This window comes from Oceanobacillus profundus, from assembly GCF_003515705.1.
Lineage (GTDB): Bacteria > Bacillota > Bacilli > Bacillales > Amphibacillaceae > Oceanobacillus > Oceanobacillus profundus.
This window is the reverse complement of the sequence record NZ_QWEH01000007.1, coordinates 71,237-88,286: the sequence shown is the minus strand read 5'-3', so window position 1 is coordinate 88,286 and position 17,050 is coordinate 71,237. Positions and strand designations below refer to the sequence as shown.

At 33.9% G+C, this 17,050-nt stretch carries 28 protein-coding genes; 27 read left to right on the top strand and 1 reads right to left on the bottom strand.

Going from position 1 to position 17,050, the window contains the following annotated elements; translation table 11 throughout:
• Positions 1-207 precede the first annotated feature (207 nt).
• From D1B32_RS12020 to D1B32_RS11910, 24 genes are all read left to right on the top strand, one after another.
• Positions 208-402, top strand: a complete 195-nt coding sequence (locus tag D1B32_RS12020; RefSeq protein ID WP_118889519.1) for a hypothetical protein — start codon at positions 208-210, stop codon at positions 400-402.
• Complete coding sequence (locus D1B32_RS12015) at positions 399-794, top strand: hypothetical protein (protein WP_118889518.1); 396 nt, start codon at positions 399-401, stop codon at positions 792-794. Before D1B32_RS12020 ends, D1B32_RS12015 begins: the two co-directional genes overlap by 4 nt.
• Before the next feature lie 27 nt (positions 795-821).
• A complete protein-coding gene (locus tag D1B32_RS12010; protein WP_118889517.1) occupies positions 822-4,349 on the top strand; it encodes an RNA dependent RNA polymerase in 3,528 nt (1,175 codons plus the stop codon).
• A gap of 1,295 nt (positions 4,350-5,644) precedes the next feature.
• Positions 5,645-5,839: a hypothetical protein gene (locus D1B32_RS12005; RefSeq protein WP_118889516.1), complete on the top strand. Its 195-nt coding sequence runs from the start codon at positions 5,645-5,647 to the stop codon at positions 5,837-5,839.
• A gap of 157 nt (positions 5,840-5,996) precedes the next feature.
• The gene (locus tag D1B32_RS23790; RefSeq protein ID WP_158586258.1) at positions 5,997-6,164 is read left to right on the top strand and encodes a hypothetical protein; all 168 of its coding nucleotides are present in this window, start codon (positions 5,997-5,999) and stop codon (positions 6,162-6,164) included.
• Between the two features lie 228 nt (positions 6,165-6,392).
• Positions 6,393-6,605, top strand: coding sequence for a hypothetical protein (locus D1B32_RS12000; protein WP_118889515.1), 213 nt, complete (start codon positions 6,393-6,395; stop codon positions 6,603-6,605).
• Positions 6,606-6,978: 373 nt separating this feature from the next.
• Positions 6,979-7,176 (top strand): hypothetical protein, encoded by a 198-nt coding sequence (locus D1B32_RS23585; protein ID WP_147379905.1) that lies wholly within the window; start codon positions 6,979-6,981, stop codon positions 7,174-7,176.
• A gap of 25 nt (positions 7,177-7,201) precedes the next feature.
• Positions 7,202-7,495: a hypothetical protein gene (locus D1B32_RS11990; protein ID WP_118889513.1), complete on the top strand. Its 294-nt coding sequence runs from the start codon at positions 7,202-7,204 to the stop codon at positions 7,493-7,495.
• A gap of 25 nt (positions 7,496-7,520) precedes the next feature.
• Positions 7,521-7,913 (top strand): hypothetical protein, encoded by a 393-nt coding sequence (locus tag D1B32_RS11985; protein WP_118889512.1) that lies wholly within the window; start codon positions 7,521-7,523, stop codon positions 7,911-7,913.
• 10 nt (positions 7,914-7,923) lie between these two features.
• Positions 7,924-8,148 carry a hypothetical protein gene (locus tag D1B32_RS11980; protein ID WP_118889511.1) on the top strand — a complete coding sequence of 75 codons (225 nt, stop codon included), beginning with the start codon at positions 7,924-7,926 and terminating at the stop codon, positions 8,146-8,148.
• A gap of 44 nt (positions 8,149-8,192) precedes the next feature.
• Positions 8,193-8,789: a hypothetical protein gene (locus tag D1B32_RS11975; protein ID WP_118889510.1), complete on the top strand. Its 597-nt coding sequence runs from the start codon at positions 8,193-8,195 to the stop codon at positions 8,787-8,789.
• 209 nt (positions 8,790-8,998) lie between these two features.
• Positions 8,999-9,262, top strand: a complete 264-nt coding sequence (locus D1B32_RS11970; protein WP_118889509.1) for a hypothetical protein — start codon at positions 8,999-9,001, stop codon at positions 9,260-9,262.
• A 19-nt stretch (positions 9,263-9,281) separates the two neighbouring features.
• The gene (locus D1B32_RS11965; RefSeq protein WP_118889508.1) at positions 9,282-9,659 is read left to right on the top strand and encodes a hypothetical protein; all 378 of its coding nucleotides are present in this window, start codon (positions 9,282-9,284) and stop codon (positions 9,657-9,659) included.
• 27 nt (positions 9,660-9,686) lie between these two features.
• The gene (locus D1B32_RS11960; RefSeq protein WP_118889507.1) at positions 9,687-9,884 is read left to right on the top strand and encodes a hypothetical protein; all 198 of its coding nucleotides are present in this window, start codon (positions 9,687-9,689) and stop codon (positions 9,882-9,884) included.
• A gap of 34 nt (positions 9,885-9,918) precedes the next feature.
• On the top strand, positions 9,919-10,311 hold the full coding sequence (locus D1B32_RS11955; protein WP_118889506.1) for a hypothetical protein: 393 nt from the start codon (positions 9,919-9,921) through the stop codon (positions 10,309-10,311).
• Entirely contained in the window at positions 10,301-10,531 is a 231-nt protein-coding gene (locus tag D1B32_RS11950; RefSeq protein WP_118889505.1) for a hypothetical protein, read from the top strand. Before D1B32_RS11955 ends, D1B32_RS11950 begins: the two co-directional genes overlap by 11 nt.
• Positions 10,532-10,597: 66 nt before the next feature.
• Positions 10,598-10,810 (top strand): hypothetical protein, encoded by a 213-nt coding sequence (locus D1B32_RS11945; protein WP_118889504.1) that lies wholly within the window; start codon positions 10,598-10,600, stop codon positions 10,808-10,810.
• Between the two features lie 56 nt (positions 10,811-10,866).
• Positions 10,867-11,415: a hypothetical protein gene (locus D1B32_RS11940; RefSeq protein ID WP_118889503.1), complete on the top strand. Its 549-nt coding sequence runs from the start codon at positions 10,867-10,869 to the stop codon at positions 11,413-11,415.
• A complete protein-coding gene (locus D1B32_RS11935) occupies positions 11,408-11,704 on the top strand; it encodes a DUF5983 family protein (protein WP_118889502.1) in 297 nt (98 codons plus the stop codon). The genes D1B32_RS11940 and D1B32_RS11935 overlap by 8 nt, the downstream gene beginning before the upstream one ends.
• A gap of 60 nt (positions 11,705-11,764) precedes the next feature.
• Entirely contained in the window at positions 11,765-12,097 is a 333-nt protein-coding gene (locus D1B32_RS11930) for a hypothetical protein (protein ID WP_118889501.1), read from the top strand.
• A 3-nt stretch (positions 12,098-12,100) separates the two neighbouring features.
• Entirely contained in the window at positions 12,101-12,847 is a 747-nt protein-coding gene (locus tag D1B32_RS11925; RefSeq protein ID WP_118889500.1) for a metallophosphoesterase family protein, read from the top strand.
• The gene (locus D1B32_RS11920) at positions 12,834-13,124 is read left to right on the top strand and encodes a hypothetical protein (protein ID WP_118889499.1); all 291 of its coding nucleotides are present in this window, start codon (positions 12,834-12,836) and stop codon (positions 13,122-13,124) included. Before D1B32_RS11925 ends, D1B32_RS11920 begins: the two co-directional genes overlap by 14 nt.
• Positions 13,125-13,140: 16 nt before the next feature.
• Positions 13,141-13,581 (top strand): hypothetical protein, encoded by a 441-nt coding sequence (locus D1B32_RS11915; protein WP_118889498.1) that lies wholly within the window; start codon positions 13,141-13,143, stop codon positions 13,579-13,581.
• A 246-nt stretch (positions 13,582-13,827) separates the two neighbouring features.
• The gene (locus tag D1B32_RS11910; protein WP_118889497.1) at positions 13,828-14,301 is read left to right on the top strand and encodes a macro domain-containing protein; all 474 of its coding nucleotides are present in this window, start codon (positions 13,828-13,830) and stop codon (positions 14,299-14,301) included.
• 99 nt (positions 14,302-14,400) lie between these two features.
• Here D1B32_RS11910 and D1B32_RS11905 read toward each other — a convergent pair whose 3' ends face one another.
• Positions 14,401-15,000, bottom strand: coding sequence for a hypothetical protein (locus D1B32_RS11905; protein WP_118889496.1), 600 nt, complete (start codon positions 14,998-15,000; stop codon positions 14,401-14,403).
• Positions 15,001-15,640: 640 nt separating this feature from the next.
• Between D1B32_RS11905 and D1B32_RS11895 the strand changes: the two genes are divergently transcribed.
• From D1B32_RS11895 to D1B32_RS11885, 3 genes are all read left to right on the top strand, one after another.
• Entirely contained in the window at positions 15,641-16,138 is a 498-nt protein-coding gene (locus D1B32_RS11895; RefSeq protein WP_118889494.1) for an RNase H family protein, read from the top strand.
• Between the two features lie 19 nt (positions 16,139-16,157).
• Positions 16,158-16,496 (top strand): hypothetical protein, encoded by a 339-nt coding sequence (locus tag D1B32_RS11890; protein WP_118889493.1) that lies wholly within the window; start codon positions 16,158-16,160, stop codon positions 16,494-16,496.
• 277 nt (positions 16,497-16,773) lie between these two features.
• Entirely contained in the window at positions 16,774-17,010 is a 237-nt protein-coding gene (locus D1B32_RS11885; RefSeq protein WP_118889492.1) for a hypothetical protein, read from the top strand.
• Positions 17,011-17,050 lie beyond the last annotated feature (40 nt).

Below are 17,050 nucleotides of genomic sequence, written 5' to 3'. Positions count from 1 at the left end.
CTCACCCTATCTATGTAGTGGTCGAAGATAGGCATGGGTCTTAGACCACTCAGCACGTTGAAGCATGTGAACATCCCACTGTATTGGGTTAAACAGATGCCATAGATGGTTCTCTTAGAGTGACCGCTCGCTGTCTATGAGAGGCTTATGCCTGTTTGAAATGTATTACTTTAATCAACTTAAAAACAAACAAAAGGAGTGTTAACTATGAGAGTTTCATTTAGAAGACTAGTAACAAATGGCGAGTATTTAGGTTATGACGATGACTTTGGTTATCTATATTCAATCTTTATCGGATATGACAAGAAACATCGTGCAAGATATGGGGTTTATTCGGTTAGAAGTAATGTAATCGAATGCTTAATCACTTATCCAGTTCTAAGAGAGGAGAAGCAGAAATGAGTACGTCTTATCGTAGCAATATGAGTCATGGTGAATATGTAGAAGCATACGTATTGGATCTATTTGAGGACCTCTTCTATGAAGAGTATCGTCCTTCTACAGAGGAAGAAGATTTTTATTATGGAACAGACTGTTTCATTGGTGATGTCCCTGTTGACGTCACCTTGTCTGACTCCAAGAATTATGTGAAGTATGTTAAGAAGTATATGTTGGAGGGCGTTACCATACATGTTTTGAGACGATATGGCAACGCTCACCATAAGTTTCCAAGACCTGTGTTGGTCTTCCACTTTGATGTCTACGGTTTAGTAGACCGTTCAGAGATTTGCTTCCTGATCGAAGAGAATCTCACAAGAGATATTGTAGCCGATATCTTAGGCCTATACAACTAATAGCTAATAAAAGGAGAAATGATTACTATGAAAAATCAAACTGCGAAATCTTTATCAACTAAATTAAACAACCAAACTAAAGGAGATGTTTTAACTATGAACACAACTATCGAAAATCGCTCACTACTACAAGAAAATGGATACCTATTTACTGTACAAGATATCTTAGCAGCTCTTTCTGTTGCTGAAGGATTCAAGTCACGTAACTCTAAGAACTTTGCTCGTGTATTAAATGCTATGTCAAAAGGTAATGTACTACTTGATATTCTTAAAGATCCATCTATTGCTGATGTACCATCTAATCAGTTTCGCTACTTCAAAGAGTTTGTTAGTTCACACAAACTAGCTAATCGTGTATATGCACCAACACGTAAAGGTGTTCTTGTTCCTATTGCTAAGATAAATAGCATGGAGCTACGTGAAGATAAAGTATATTCTACAATTGATTATACTGAAGTGAATGTTGATTCTTACAAAGAGATCAGTGAGTCATTCCTAAGTGAAAGCTTTGCATCCGCTTCTGAAGTAATTGAATTCACGAAGGATGGTCAATTGATTAAACAACGTGTTATGCTGCCAATGCGTCACATCTTCTTTGCAGACTTGTACATTGAGCTTCCAGAGGATGAAATGGATTACACTGAAGAAGATCATGAATTAGTAGAGCTTCGTACGAAAGTTATGAAAGAAGGTTTCTATTACATGAATGAGCATGGTGATGAAAGTCATGCATTCTTCTTATTACGCTCAGCTTCACAAGCAAGACTATTGCAAGCAGTATTCATTGATACAAATGTAATGTCCCCTATCGATGCATATCGTGTGCTTGGACATGATTTCTTAGCTTATGCAAAAGTAGATCGTGATGGCAACTATGTAATCGATGTAGACAAAATGATGACTCGTCCAGGACTAGCTGGTACGAACAGTATTGCATCTAAGACAGTCCGCTTTGGTAACGAAGTAGTCACTAATATTGAGACTGGAGATCAATATCTAACTGGTGGAACTCATACGATTGCATTGGTAGAAGACCGCTTTGTTGAAATCAACACTGGTACGTACCGTGCTTGGGATAAGGAACGTCAAGAGTTCAGAGTATTCGATGCAAGTGAGCATCCAATTACACTAACTGCAGCTGATGGAGCTTTATTCTGTGATGAAGAAATGTATCATACACTTGGAGCGGAGTTTGGCCAGTTCAATGATGCATGGCAAATTCGTATTACTCCATTTGTAAAAGGCTTAATGATCTTTGTTCCTAACTTACGCAGCTATTATGATGCACATGTAGTTGCACTTAAGTCAGCAGTAAAAGGTAGCTTTGAGTTACTATTCAAATCTAACCCTAACTTTGTACCACAATTACGTATTGCTATGTTCAACAAGCCAATGAGTAAAGTTAAGTCTTACACTGATATGCCATATCAATTCATTCAAGCTTCTTCACTCAATGTTAATGACTTGTGGAATGTATTGAAACCACATTTAGATGAAATCGGTAATGCATTGCATGATCCATCTCTTATGAAGAAGTATGTCGGATTAGATAAAGTCATTGATTCCGATTTACTTGATGCAGAAGTAGAACACTATCTGTTAGATCAATCTCGTGTATCCACGTTTACTACTTTCTTGGATATGTTCGAATGGTCCTACGATGATGTACAAATGAAACGTTATGCATTAGATGTGTTGAAAGAAAAGATTCAAGAGTGGAAAACTGGTAACATTCCAGTAGAAGGACACTACCGCTACATGATTCAAGATCCATATGCTGTACTAGAAGCTGGTACAAAATATGAAGTGCGTAATGATGAAGGTCAACTGATGATTACTAATCGTGGTGACTATCACATTCAACCAAATGAAGCTTACATCCCATCTGCACACAAAGATAAATCACCTTTGTATGTAGCGGCTGGTCGTAATCCAATGATTGCTAAAGGTGAGTGGCAAGTACTACGTAATCGTGGTATTGAAGTGTATAATCAAGCTTCTCGTAAAGGTGGATTCCGTAACTTGCTAGTTATGAGTGTTCATGACTTTGCTACATTCGCAATGGGTGGAGCAGACAACGATGGTGATACAGCATTAACTGTTACAGAGCCAGCAGTTGTAGAAGCATTACAACGTAAAGTATTCCCACCATTAATGGATATCTCTTTCACAGATGTGAATGGAGAAGTAGAATTTCTTGGAGATGGTGTTCCATACTCTAAGCCAATGACTGGTGTGTATCGCTTACCAGTTGACATGGTTGTTAGCCAAAGCAACTATCGTGTTACTTTCACAGATAGACAGAAAACAACCGCTCTTTATGAAGAGATTCATAAACTAGGTATCGACTATGTTATCAGAACGTTGAAGCCTAACAAAATCGGATTAGCAACAAACATCGCTAGTATCTTAGCTGATGGTGTTCGTGGTATCGGCTATGACTATATGATTAAAGATGCATCACCTCAAGAGAAAGATAATATGCTACAACGTATTAACAAGTATGAAAACTGGATCAACATTCTTCGCCTTGTACAAGGATGGGAAATTGATGCAGCTAAACACGGTGGTGCTTATCAAGAAGTGATGAAAGAAACATTAGACTTCATGGTTAACCCACCTGAAGAGCTATCTTACTTCAATAAAGGATTAGGCAGAAGAGTATGGAATAAGCCTAACTGGTTGGCAAGCCGTAAAGGTAAAGACGGACATGATGTAGGATCCGTATTATCTAGACTAATGGAAATGGTACAAGACTTTGAAGATAAAGAGCTTACTAACAAAATAGAAGTTATGTATCAAGATGCTAACAGCTACTCATTGCTTACTAAGATGAACAGTTCATTCAACTTAGATCCAAACTACTTTAACATGCTATTGAATCAAGTAAAACAAATCAAAGCAGGTTACGGTGGCGCTGTTCGTCAAACATACAGAGGAGCAGAAGAATATAAGAATAAGATTATGAGTGGCAACCTTGAAGAAGGAGAACGTGAACTTAAAATGAATGAAATCGATGAGATGGTTTCAACTCACATCGGTACGATTGCTGAACAAGCTCGTGACAGAGTAGCAGAACTAATGAGCCAGTATCCAGCTAAAGATATCGGATATGCAGCATACTATGCAACATATGTAGATCGTAAACAAGATGCAGGTCTTTCATTCCCTTGGACGATTACACGTGAAGCATTCATTCAAACTCTTTCTTACATGGAGAATAAACCGAAGCAAGATCAAATTGTATCTAATCAAGTGATTGATAATAACTTCACTGTTGCTGTATGTATTCCAGATGACATTCAAGAGAAGTTTACATTAGACACAGTATTAGAAGGCTTATCTACTCAAAGCATCTTTATTCAAGGTGTAGGTGACAAGTATAAGCTATTCATTAATAAGACTGAAGTAGGTTTTGCATATAACTCAAGAAACAACATTTCCCCACTACTAGGTCATGATAAGTTCATGTTATCAGTAGATGCTTGTAACCTCGGCAAAGGTACTCGCACTGTTAACCTAGAAGTAGGGAAGCTAATCAAGCTAGGCGCTTAATAACTGTAATTATAGCTTAATCACCCAAGTATGACAATGGAGAACTCCTTCGGATAGGGGTTCTCCCACCCTTCGGGTGTGCATGCTACATCCTCATATATGATAACCCTCAACATACTACCCTCTCTCCCTCCCTCTCTACCTTCGGAGAAGGCTATCCACACCATCCGCTCCCTATCATTGTTCGCCTTTCACCACACACATAGCATACTTTGACCGAGCAAAAGTATATATCAGTCTCGCATTATCCGTACGCCACCATCCGAACACTCACACATTGTACGTGTTCTACTCAACACCCACACACACCGCATGCTACCATCCTTCTTATCGCTAAACCGCTCAGGATTAAATAGAAGGCTCTCTCAGCTTCCCTGATGCCAACGTGACATTTAACCTTCGGTAACATTGCAACTCCCGTCAGACAATCTCATTCACCTCCCAGTGGGTGTGGTAGCTCCTACATGTGGTGGGTTTATTATTATCGGCAACACTGCCGGCACCCTACATTCCCCAAGTTTACTACAGGCGACCATACTGTCAGTGTACTATGTAAGGTGTGTCATCTATAGGTGATATGTTGACAGCATACTATATAGTATTGGCGTATTTTATTAGTGTTAAGAAGTATGAGCACTGTCATGCTATTGTGGTAAGAAGTATGTATTTTATGGTGATGTCACTTATATGTATGGCGGTTATATATGGAAGCGGAACACGAGGGAAATACTATATGAAAGCTTGGTGGTATCAATTTTCTTACTCCCTTGTCAAACGTACATACATTGACTCGAAGGTTTTAGATTTATGCTGTTTCCAAAAGGGCATACGGGGGCCACGGACGACATCATCCTCACGCTATGGCTGGGAGGTACCGGTTAACTCGATGATGGTGTCGTAGCTTTCTATACTTGGAGGACTATTCTTGAAGAGTATTACATTTTCTCTAGTAGTTTGCTATCTTTTTGATGAGGCTATCTTTTTTCATTATGCCTACACTGTAAGTATGAGGTTTTCACTGTTAGTTTTCGATGTTTGTTGTAAAACCCTCTCACATAGTATTAAGACGGGGAATTCCTAAGGTTTCGCTACATTATACTTTAACTGTCACAAATTGTTCACTATTTGTTCGTATGTGTTCGTATAGATATTTACTATAATCTAATGTATTGTGTGTTATGATGATGTAGTGTATTACATAGTAAGTTAATCGAACTTAATTTGGGATGCCTATCGGCAGTTACGAAGATATAAATATATAAAAGAGATAGAATAACAAAGGAGAAGGTATTAGCATGACAGAGAGAGAATGTGCCAAGTTCCACTATAGGTTAGGGTATTATGAAGAGCTTATTCAAAACAAGTTGAAACCACAAGGGGATCAAAGAAAGCTTAGTCGATTAGAAAGAAAGATAGACGAATGGTATTTTCATTCTATTGATGTAGTAGATGAATCTGTTGGTAAAGATGAGATAACATTTGCTATATAGTTTCTAGTAGTTAGAGGGGATTAATATTTCTTACATAGTCTTTATATTATACTTACATACTATCCCCTCTCTGATATGTATTATTAACCACTCTTTTAAAATTGGGGTGGCTTGTATAGATGTCTGAATATTCTTTAAACAGCAGGAGTGTATGGTAATGGATAATAACATCGAAGATTTATATAACTATCATGAGGTAATCTATTACTATGAAGACCTGCTTCTTGAAAGTTCTCATAAGCGTTATACGTTAATTAATAAACGCATATTATCTAAGCTAGATGAATGGTATGTTTATTTTAATGAATTGTATAGTATTGAATAATTGCCTGTCGGCTAATTGTGTAGAAGTATTATTATAATAGGAGTGTTGTTTATGTTGATGCAATCTGATTATATTATTGATGAAATGCAGGATAGTTCTTGCTGTTTGAAATGCCGTACACTGGAAGACCCCTTTGGTGGTTGTGCTTGTAAACAAGAGGAGTTAATGTCTTCTTATTCACTTAATAATAAATGATTGTAAGCATTATATTATATTGGAGGTTAATTTATGCATGAGTATACTTTAGTTGTTAGCAATAGAATGATTAGTTTTCATGATCATAGTAGCCTAGAAGATTTCTTACGTAAACTTGTAAAAGAGTTTGGTTACTCTAATAAGACTTCAATGAGTGTATTTGTTGAAGCTGATGGAGATTTAGTTGACCAATTTGTTGGTGAGATATGGCATTATGTAGATGACTTATGTGAGGAGGTTGCATAATGCAGTCTAATGATATTGTAGATGAATCAAAGAAGAATGATGATTGCTCTTGTGATAATACAGAGTCAGATTTCTTTCAAGCACATGGTTGTTGTGAGTATTGTTTCTTTATAGGTTAAGTATGTATGTCTCTCCCCTATTAGTAAGAGGTATATCTTTTTCTTTTAGGAGGAGTGTAAGTGTCTGAATATTCCATAATTAGAGAAAGAAGGTTTTTACTATGCACTACGGAGAATGTAAGAATTGTGGTTATGTTCTCGAGATGCACTATGAGTTGTTTTGCCCTAAATGTAATACTGATGTCTTAGAGATTAAAGATAATCGTGTCTTTGATTTATTCAAAGTTATGTATCATATGGAGGCTAATGGGTATATGAGTAAGGATGATTTCTGGAAGAAGTACATCCTCTCAAGGTATCGTGTTCATAATGATATGTACATACGAATGCATATAGATTGGGATCATCGAGAAAATGTTGAGTTAGATGAAATTGAAATGTATTTCAAGGCAATGTCTGAAATATTAGGACTTGAAAATGGTGACGTAGTTGCTATGTGGATTTCATGGTAGATATATTATATTGGAGGTTTTTCTATTGAATAAAGACGAATTGTTTAATGCATTAGTTAATGGATTTGTTGGTAGTTGGGCTTCTGGCATTAATGCTGTTGTTTGTGAAAGAAAGCCTATTTCATATGGTGTTCAATGTATTCTTGAAGGATTTGATACAATCGATACCGTTCAAGTAAATGTATATAATTCTAAAAAAGGAGTTCGTATTGTCATTCAAGGTAAGGACTCTGAGTTATTAGAGTTAGCTAAGAAAGCTATTCCTTCTGGTGAAATTACTGAAGAGCTATTGCGTGACCGGAAATATATTTACGTATGATTAACTATTTGGAGGAGTGTTTGATATGAGCAATGCTAAAGACGATGTTTTAGATATAATTCCTTTTGATGAAGATGGAGATCTAAGTTACTTGCATGACCCTATTCATTGGATAGATAAATCTGTCCTTGAAAGTTTAGAGGATAGTCTTCTTAAGACAGATAAGTTTGTTCTTCAAAATGATCTATATTATCGTGATTACTTGTATTGCTTATTACATAACTTTGAAGAGCTACATGATGTGTCTTCCATTCTTGGACATAACGATGAGGAATTGTTTGGTTTTCTGTTATCATCAGACTTCTTTAAGATGAAACAGCTTGATGATAACAGAACAGAGTTTACTAAGATTCCAAAGAACTCTACTTTATATACTAATCTGTTTGAAAAGATAGAGGAACTTAATTTATTTGTATAGGAGGATTGTTATGTTTCAAGATGTTATCGACAGGTTAAAGGAAACTGAGAAACAAATAAGAGAATTAGAAAGGCAGAAAGCTCAGGCCCAACACTTCTTGGCTTTTGTTGTAAAAAAGATGGGTCGATTTGAAGTAGACACTGATGAATTATATAAGGTTGATTATACGAAAGTGAAACTTCAACCAGTGGAACAAGAACCATCGAAGCTTATAATGTTTTATGAGAATAACTAATTCGAATTTGATAGAAAATACAAAGCATTGAAAGGGTGGTAAAAATGAGAGAAATTGAAGAAATGGAACAGGAAATAAAGGATAAATGGTTCAATAATCATGAAGCAAAAATAACTGAGTATGACGGTATAACTATCTTAGATTGGAGAGAGCCAGGAACATCTATTTATTCAGTAAGATATATTTTCTGCGGTTCAAGATTATATGTTTCAGGAGATATTGGTGATGCAATTTTCAATTTGACATGGATAGCTACTCCGCAAAGTTTTAACAATATAGATCTAGGATATTTGCTAGGAAAACTATCATGCCATTCAAGAGAACGCTGGTATTTTGATGAACGGAAAGCCAAAAACGATTTGAAAGATTGGTATGAAGAAAATACTTATGATGCAGAAGATAAGTCGCTTAAAGAAGCTAAAGAAATATATAAATTTCTGAAAGGCACTATAGAATCCGTATGTACACCAAAAGAATTGGAAAGAGAGCTTTTTAATTATTATATGGACAACTCATTTTATTATTTCGATGGCGAAGATTTTTCAATCTTATCCGAATTCGGAAAGAAGTTGCCAATGTGTTTCGTGGCTTATCTATTAGGCATTAAATTAGCAAACGAACAATTAAAAGTTACTGCATAGTCCGAATAAAATCCGAACCAGTGAGGTGTTAGACGATGGATGTTATTTATGTTAAATGGCATAACAATTACGACTTTATACTAGGCGAAATGTACAAGGCACAACAGTATAAAGAAGGTTGGTTATTGATAGATGGGCAATTATATCGTGAAGAATGTTTTAAAAAAAGTTAGTGCATAGTTCGAATAAAATATAAAGGAGTAATTACATTGACTATCGATATGAATAAAAAACATGAAGCTATTACTATCGCTACACTTGCATGGCAATTGATTGAAGAAGTTAAGATTGAAGATGAACGTTCTAAAGTTGCTATTATTTCTCCTGAAAGTGAAGAAAAGGCATATGTTAATTCACTTAAGTTTTTTATAGATAATAATATTATTGAACCAACAGATGTAGATCAGAGATATATTCTTACTGAATTGTTTTTTGATGCTATGAAATTATATCTAGAAAGGCACGTACATTAATTGTTTGGAGGAATAACAAATGAATAATAAAGAATTAATGAAAAAAGTTATTGAATTAGATACCCAACCATTGTACACCAGAGAACAAAGTCAACGTGTAATGATACAAATTAGCATCATCCGTAAAGCATTTGGAGTTAAAAATTCAGAAACAGATGCAAAAGTATTGGATTATGAAAGAGAGCGAATTTTATCAAATCAAGAGATCGAAAAAGAGTTTAAACAATATGTTGGTTACTGGGAATGGGCTATTAAACCAAATAATCAAGACAAAGCAAGAACATTTGAAAATCAAGTTTATGATTTTATTGAAGGTGTTCGATTCTTTGATGAAAACTTAGCAGAGAGCTTCAAAGAATCATTTGCAATCCTATTTAAAAACAGGTTAAAACTATAATTTTATCCAAAAAGGAGAGAGAAGAGAATGTTAGATAAAATAAAGAGAGCATTAAGTAACCAGTTTCATATTGATAACTTAGAGCTACAGTATGAATCACCTAACGATTTTCTATTTGGTGCAAATAAGGGGCATATAATAGTAGAGAAAGGGAGTATGAAAGTAGTCTCAACTGTATCTGGTTTTTTAGGTATTTTGATTATTGAAAATAACATTTTAATTTAAAATCTATAATTTTATCGAGAAAAGGAGAATGAAAATGAATAAATCTATCAACAATAAATTATTGGCTTCTTTTATTGGTAGTCAAGAGATTCAGCAGTTAGCCGTCATGTATGGATTTACTAATGAATTGCGTTCTATAGAAACTAAACTGGCCGCTCCAGTATTGTCTGAACAAGAATATAAAGTTAGCTTTATCTTAGAAGACGAGTTAACTCTTACGTATACTCTCTATCATTCTAATATGACTGAGCTCTCGGACGATGAAATCCGTCAGTATTCATATGATGTTATCTCAAAGCATAACAACATAGATAAAACTTTATTTTATGAACATGCAATGATTGAAGTCTTATCTAAGACTGACGCTTCAGGTAATCCCCTTCCCTTAGTGTTGTCTTCTAAAAAAGGAGAAAATCATGCTATTTAATAAATCCTTTAGGATTAAAACCTGGGGAGAAGATGATAACGAAGTAATTGACTACTTGGAATATAATGCAAAAAGTATTCAGACTGAAATCATAAAAAAGGTTGAAGATAAAGATTATAATAGTAGTTGCCATTATATATATATATATATTATAAAAGCAAAAAGTAATAAACGTGATTACAATAAACTAAAAGTTCTTGGTGATATCCATTTATGTTAGCAATTGAAAAGGAGCACATAAGAAATGAACTATTGAACAGTATCAATAGTAAAGGAGAGTACAATTATGAAGGCTATGCTTCTATTTCATGAAATCGAATACTGGTTTGAAATGGATGAGAACAAGAATCTATCTGAAATTGATGAAGACTACATCAAGCATATGATTAATAAAGGTTATAGCTCTGGGCAACTGGCACATTATGATGAGGAAGCAGACAAGGAATCCTACGGATGGTGGCAGATCAAAGGTTTTGAAACTCAGAAAGGAAATGATTAAATCTAAACCGCCTGTCGGCTAATGCTGTGAAGTAAATAATAATTGGGGGTTTTATTGTGAGCCAAGAACGATTTGATGGATATATAGAAAGCTTACTTGAAGGAAAGGAAGTGTCTGTCAGTGAGTTTATGTATTACGACTTCCTTAAACATGTGAAACACAAGGCTTTAGAAGATAAAAATATAGAAGAAAAGTTTAAAACGTTTTATAGAACAGTGCACAATGATGAAGATGTCCCCTATATTACTATGGAATTGCTAGATAAATCAGGTAAGCAAAATAAGCCAGACTACTATAAGTGGGGCGAAAAAGATTATGAGCTATATGTAAAGGGTGAAATGATTCTATCAGGACATCAAGCAGATGTAAGAGAAAAGATTGAGGAAATGTTAGAAGAAGTTACGGATATTTATCACGTATCACTTCAGGAGTCTAGTGATGAAGGGTATTTTCAAGTCTATCTCCACAGTGATAATGAGCAAGAAGATTTTGATACTCTTGATACTTATGATTTGGATTATGATATGGATGAAGATAAACAAACACGTATCATTAAAGAAATCTGTAAGATTAACGATATCAAGGAGGTTGTTTATAATGATTAAATCACCAAGAACATTTAAAGCTGTTGAGCTATCTACTTCTCATCTTAAAGAAGATGTGGCTCAACAAATAGAACAATGGGTCTCTACAGGTTTTGGCCCTGGAGACTTAATCATTTATCCAAAATCAGAGTATGGCTGGTTTATTCCTATAACAGATGAAATAGATTTAATGTCTCTTCCCTATAGTCTTGCTTATGTTATATCTACATGTCTAGTTATGGAAGCAGAATGGATTATTTTTGATAGAGATGTAGAAATTGCTGAATACCTCCCCTACTATGATTGGTAATAATAACTGTCGTTAAACACATAACATAAATACTATATAAATAAAGGAGAAAAATTAAATATGCAAATTGAAAATATACAGCAAGCGTTAATAGCATTGAATGACCATTTTGATGGACCGCTATCTGAAACTAGTGATAGTAAAAGATTTAAACTTGCATCTGGTCAAATATTGAAAATCACATCTGATTTAGGTAAGTTATCAACAAAGCTTTTGAAAAGAAATACTGCTGATTTAGGTCCTGAATTATCTAGTCTTTTAACCAGTGTAATAATGGCTGCTTGCTATTTAGATATTAATTTAGAAGGCAGTTTACACACGTATTTTGAAGCTCTTGATAAAGAGATTATTGACAATACTGGACTTTCTTTGACAGATATTTTAGAACCCTAAGAAATGAGGATTTATATGAAAAAGACTATATTAGCAATAAGTGATATACATGGATGTTATGACCAGCTTAAGGAGATACTGCATAAGGTGAATTATAATTCTTATAAACATCAATTAATTTTAGTTGGTGATTATGTTGATCGTGGTCAGAAGTCAAAGCAAGTTATTGATTTAATTATGAATCTAGTAGATGATGGAGCTATTGCATTACGTGGTAACCACGATCAAATGTTTTTGGATTTTTTACTTACAAATAGTGGTGTTAATGATCAACTGTTTTTATCAAATGGTGGACTTTCTACAATTGAAAGCTATGTTGGGTATGAATGGTTTACTGAAGGAGTGACTTTTGAATCTTTACATGAAGCAAGGAAGTTTATTAACAATAATTTTAGTGAGCATGTTAGATTCTTTTATCACCTTCCTCTTTTCCATAAATTAGATAACTATTTATTTGTTCATGCAGGTATTGATCCATCTCTATCTGATTGGATTCTTACTCCAGCTGAAGAAATGATTTGGATTAGAGAGGATTTTTATAAAAAAGAACATCCTCATGATTTCACAATTGTACACGGCCATACACCGTGTATCAATTTTCATGACTCTCATGAACCTTTTTTTGTTGGAAAACGTATCGGAATTGATGGTGGCTGTGCATATAGTGGTCAACTCAATTGTCTAGAAATCAATGAAGATAACTATATTGTTCATTCTGTTGAGAAAGGAAATAAACATGCAGTTTTATAATTATAAACAGCTTTTAAGAGAAATATCTAAATCAAAAGATGTTGTTGTAACTCTTAGTATATGGACATACAGAAGTAAACGTATGGTTTTTAAAGCGTATCTTAAAAACATTGATCCCCATTTCGATAAAGATATGTTCTATAATAATAAGCACAATAATTTTACCTTTAAATCTGTAAATGGTAAAAAGTTTAAAGCACATAGAAGCGACTTGAAAATTGTTAAAGTTGATTGTGTTGAATTTTTTAAGCCAAACAATGAGGAAATTACTAATTAGTATGGATTGATAAAATATGAATAATAATGACATATACATTGGCTCTATAATCTCCTCCCCTATCTGGCAGCATCTTTTAGAGGAAGAGAAAGTAACTTTCCGATTCGATATGGTTGATATCGGAATTTATAAACGTGAGAATCACAGCCTATATATAGCTCGCTCTCAATCTCATAATATAGAATATATGGGTGAGCTAAATACGAAAACATTAATATCATTTTATAATGAAGAACCAACTAACAATGAACCAATACATACCTCACTATTAAAAAGCTATGACTTTCATATCATAGCTGAAAGTGAGTTGTATTATGCAACTAAGAATCCTCAAATTGAAAGACTTACAACTGATATCTTTTTCTTTCGTAAAGAATGTCCTTGTGTAGTGACTTATGATGGTGAGCTATCACCCTATCACATACAAGATTTTTTGGAATCTAAAATAGATATTTAAATTATGAGGAGATGTTTTTTATGGATTGCTCTGTTTGTTCAAATGAACGTGTAGTAATATTTGAAAAAGAAGAGATTTCTTGTCCTGTATGTGAAGAATATCTATAAGGAGTGATTTTATGTATTTTAAAAAATATCTGATTGAGAGAACCTGCCCAAAAAGTGGTTTTGTTGAATCTATTGTATATACCGGTTCATTATTGAATAAGCCAAAGGGCTGGATAGTTATACGAGTGGTGAATTAGTTATGCTATATACTGTGAACACTAATTTGCTAACAAGTGATTGTACGGTCATAGCTCATGTTATGAATTGTTTTTCAGATATGGATTATGGTATAGCTAGTGAAATTAACGACAAATATCCAATGGCTCAATCAATGGATAGCCAACTCCCCTACTCACCTGAAGAAAAATTAGGTGAGTTATCTTTTGCCTATGAGTCTGACAAGCCTATTATTATATTCAATCTATATGGTCAATACTCTTATGGCAGAGGTCGTCATCTAGATTACAGTGCTTTCCCTTCATCTTTAGATAAAATGTTTGATATTTTACTCACTCTTCCTGATGATGTAAAAAAAGTATCACCAGGAATTAAGATCGGCTTCCCCTACCTCATAGGTCAGAAATTAACCCCTTATGAGTTGAAGCGAAGCCATGAAATACTGGAGTATTATTCTCATAAGTATAAGAAAAACATCTTCCTTTATAAGAGTTAGAAAATATTTTGTTGTTTCGTGATTAAATATCAATATATTTATAGACAATATATTTTGTAACAAAATAACAAAAAAGTAGCAGAGCTTTGATTAGCACTACTACTTTTTTGTGTTCTTCATCGGATTCTTACTAAATATCTTTTTGTATGCAGGAAGTTTCAAGTATTCTTCTATCATCTTTTGTGTTTCACGCTGCTCTGCTAGGTATTGATCCATCCTTTTAATTCGTCTTTCTTCAATATCATCGAGCTTGTTATTTAACTCGACTCTCATATTATTAGATACTTTTTCGCTTATCTCTTCCGAGAGACCGTCTGTTGCACGTTGAATGATGCCACCTATGAATTCTTGAAAATCTCTTTGTTGCACTAAATGCTCTAAGTCTATTTCTGACAATTGAGCTTTATGTTTTGGCACTGCTGGAACACTACCTTTTTGACGCAACTCAAATTTATCATTTTCAGCAATCACATAGGCTATATCTGTTGTTGTTGTCTTTCTATTATATTTGCTTTTTTGTTCAGCCATGTATCTAAATATCTTGATGTCACTTTCATAGAAGATTCGTTCGTCTCTATGATTCCGCTCTAAATAATGAACTTGCAGCTCTTCTAGCTTGTCTGCCCAACCACGTAATGTTGGAGCTGGTGTATCAATTATTTTTGAAGCATTCCCCAATGTAACAAATTCTACTTCCATGACCCTCACATCCTTTCATATAGCTATATTAAACCATATTTAAAGCCATATGAAAAGCTCGCTCTCCTTAATAGCTCGTAAGCAGCTGTGTAAATGGTCGTACATACTAAGCTATTTATTAACTCGTTTCATCTCATAAGTCACATATCAATTCCTATGAGTGAACTCGACTTATGTCATGTGTCAATGTCTAAAACAATACACCAACTATGAGAACACTCGCTATATGTAAGATTTCATATCTCATAAGCTATGATGGAACTCGATATATATGATAGTTCATAAAGCGAACTTTGATATACTCTATTGTTTAGCTATTGAATAACTCGAAATATATCATTTTACATAGCTTATAGGCTATATAAGTAGATAATTTTTGCCTATCGGCAGTTAGAGGAAAGAAGGAGGAACCAATAATGATCGATTTATCAAAAGTTAATTATCATATCAAATCACATAGAAACCAATTTGCAATACTGATTCGTTATAAGTCTTATTCTTTTTACATTTATAAGGGAGATTTACAGACTACCAGAAAGAAATTCATATCTATAGTTAATAATCCGATTATCTTAAAACCAATTTTAGAACATTATTTTAATCATTATGTACGAAAGACTACAAGAGAGGGGACTGCTGTATGAGCAAGAAAGAATTTGATCAACTACGCATTGATATGTATGTGACAGGAACTGCTGATAAAGATGGTAATGGTGGATATGCAACTATGCTTTACTCTGTCATAAGTGGAACTCCATATAAAAAGAACATAGGTGGCTATGCAATAGACACAACTGTTACTCGTATGACTCTTAAAGCTATCGTTGAGGGCCTACGTAATATTAAAAATCGCTCTATCATTCATATTCACACAAACATTCCAAATGTATCTGCTGGATTAAATAAAAACATGTTTATCTGGGAGAAAAAAGAGTGGAGGAGAAAGGATGGTGGTTTTTTAAAGCATGCAGATCTATGGCAAGAAGTATTTCAATTACTTCAAGAGAAAACAATTAGTTATAAAGTGCATTATGAAAAGCCATACCCGAATCAAGAGAATCAATTGTATACGATTCATAAGTCTAGTGAGTATGTCATGAAAGCCAAAAAGGAATTATATGAAGTAGCTATATCATAGCTAAATAGGAGGAATATTAATGGAAGCTTCAGGTGCGTTAAAAAGGCGAAGAAAACGTTTAGCTGATTATTGGACTACTGATGTTCAAATTTATTTAATAGCATTCATTGTTGTCATTTTAATTTTCATTGCAATTAGACAAGCTATGCCAAGTGACTATGATGTAGACTTTATTTCTTATCAGATGAAAGAGGGGGACACTATTGTAACCGCTATTTCTAAAGTAAATAAAGATTATAATGGTCCTTATAATGTTTTAGACTTGGCTCAAATTACAATAGATGAAAATAATTTATCTAGCAGTGTTGTTTATGCAGGAGAAACTTATTTAATACCACTGGTAAAGAAATCACATTAGAGGTGTAACAGTATGAGTGAAAACAATAAGCATCCTTGGAATGATTTATCTCTTTTAGATATTACATTGGGATTAATTGGAACAGGTATCATAATAGGTATAATTATGTATCCAATATTATCGATGTAGTTACGGTCTGCTAGTAGGCTTAATTACATGAGCCTACAATGGAGCTCGCAACTCCTTTTTTTTATAGTAATGATTTCTTCTTACAGAGCTACTAAAAGTAGTTCTTTTTTAATTCAATAATTAAATTTAAATATAGGAAGGTGTTTATATGATAAAAATTAAATCACACCAACATTTAGCTTCAAAATTAGAAAACAATGGATTAAAAACCAACAAAAACTATTTACTTGAATTGATAGAAAAACTTGATGAGGACGTTGAACTTGCTTTATCTAATCATAATCATCAAGCAGCTACACTTCTCATGTCACAAATATTATTAATTGAGTCAGAACTTGATTCAATTGAGGGAAGACTAGATGTATTATCAAATATGATTGTATGATATATGGATTTTTATTTATTTTGATTTGTCTAAGTGGAGA

Coding starts and splice junctions, on each gene's coding strand:
- D1B32_RS12020 (WP_118889519.1), top strand. CDS start 208: ATGAGAGTTTCATTTAGAAGACTAGTAACAAATGGCGAGTATTTAGGT.
- D1B32_RS12010 (WP_118889517.1), top strand. CDS start 822: ATGAAAAATCAAACTGCGAAATCTTTATCAACTAAATTAAACAACCAA.
- D1B32_RS11925 (WP_118889500.1), top strand. CDS start 12,101: ATGAGGATTTATATGAAAAAGACTATATTAGCAATAAGTGATATACAT.
- D1B32_RS11945 (WP_118889504.1), top strand. CDS start 10,598: ATGAAGGCTATGCTTCTATTTCATGAAATCGAATACTGGTTTGAAATG.
- D1B32_RS11975 (WP_118889510.1), top strand. CDS start 8,193: ATGAGAGAAATTGAAGAAATGGAACAGGAAATAAAGGATAAATGGTTC.
- D1B32_RS11895 (WP_118889494.1), top strand. CDS start 15,641: ATGAGCAAGAAAGAATTTGATCAACTACGCATTGATATGTATGTGACA.
- D1B32_RS11950 (WP_118889505.1), top strand. CDS start 10,301: ATGCTATTTAATAAATCCTTTAGGATTAAAACCTGGGGAGAAGATGAT.
- D1B32_RS11935 (WP_118889502.1), top strand. CDS start 11,408: ATGATTAAATCACCAAGAACATTTAAAGCTGTTGAGCTATCTACTTCT.
- D1B32_RS12000 (WP_118889515.1), top strand. CDS start 6,393: ATGCATGAGTATACTTTAGTTGTTAGCAATAGAATGATTAGTTTTCAT.
- D1B32_RS11955 (WP_118889506.1), top strand. CDS start 9,919: ATGAATAAATCTATCAACAATAAATTATTGGCTTCTTTTATTGGTAGT.
- D1B32_RS11920 (WP_118889499.1), top strand. CDS start 12,834: ATGCAGTTTTATAATTATAAACAGCTTTTAAGAGAAATATCTAAATCA.
- D1B32_RS11915 (WP_118889498.1), top strand. CDS start 13,141: ATGAATAATAATGACATATACATTGGCTCTATAATCTCCTCCCCTATC.
- D1B32_RS11960 (WP_118889507.1), top strand. CDS start 9,687: ATGTTAGATAAAATAAAGAGAGCATTAAGTAACCAGTTTCATATTGAT.
- D1B32_RS11890 (WP_118889493.1), top strand. CDS start 16,158: ATGGAAGCTTCAGGTGCGTTAAAAAGGCGAAGAAAACGTTTAGCTGAT.
- D1B32_RS11930 (WP_118889501.1), top strand. CDS start 11,765: ATGCAAATTGAAAATATACAGCAAGCGTTAATAGCATTGAATGACCAT.
- D1B32_RS12005 (WP_118889516.1), top strand. CDS start 5,645: ATGACAGAGAGAGAATGTGCCAAGTTCCACTATAGGTTAGGGTATTAT.
- D1B32_RS11985 (WP_118889512.1), top strand. CDS start 7,521: ATGAGCAATGCTAAAGACGATGTTTTAGATATAATTCCTTTTGATGAA.
- D1B32_RS11980 (WP_118889511.1), top strand. CDS start 7,924: ATGTTTCAAGATGTTATCGACAGGTTAAAGGAAACTGAGAAACAAATA.
- D1B32_RS12015 (WP_118889518.1), top strand. CDS start 399: ATGAGTACGTCTTATCGTAGCAATATGAGTCATGGTGAATATGTAGAA.
- D1B32_RS11905 (WP_118889496.1), bottom strand. CDS start 15,000: ATGGAAGTAGAATTTGTTACATTGGGGAATGCTTCAAAAATAATTGAT.
- D1B32_RS23585 (WP_147379905.1), top strand. CDS start 6,979: ATGAGTAAGGATGATTTCTGGAAGAAGTACATCCTCTCAAGGTATCGT.
- D1B32_RS11885 (WP_118889492.1), top strand. CDS start 16,774: ATGATAAAAATTAAATCACACCAACATTTAGCTTCAAAATTAGAAAAC.
- D1B32_RS23790 (WP_158586258.1), top strand. CDS start 5,997: ATGGATAATAACATCGAAGATTTATATAACTATCATGAGGTAATCTAT.
- D1B32_RS11965 (WP_118889508.1), top strand. CDS start 9,282: ATGAATAATAAAGAATTAATGAAAAAAGTTATTGAATTAGATACCCAA.
- D1B32_RS11910 (WP_118889497.1), top strand. CDS start 13,828: ATGCTATATACTGTGAACACTAATTTGCTAACAAGTGATTGTACGGTC.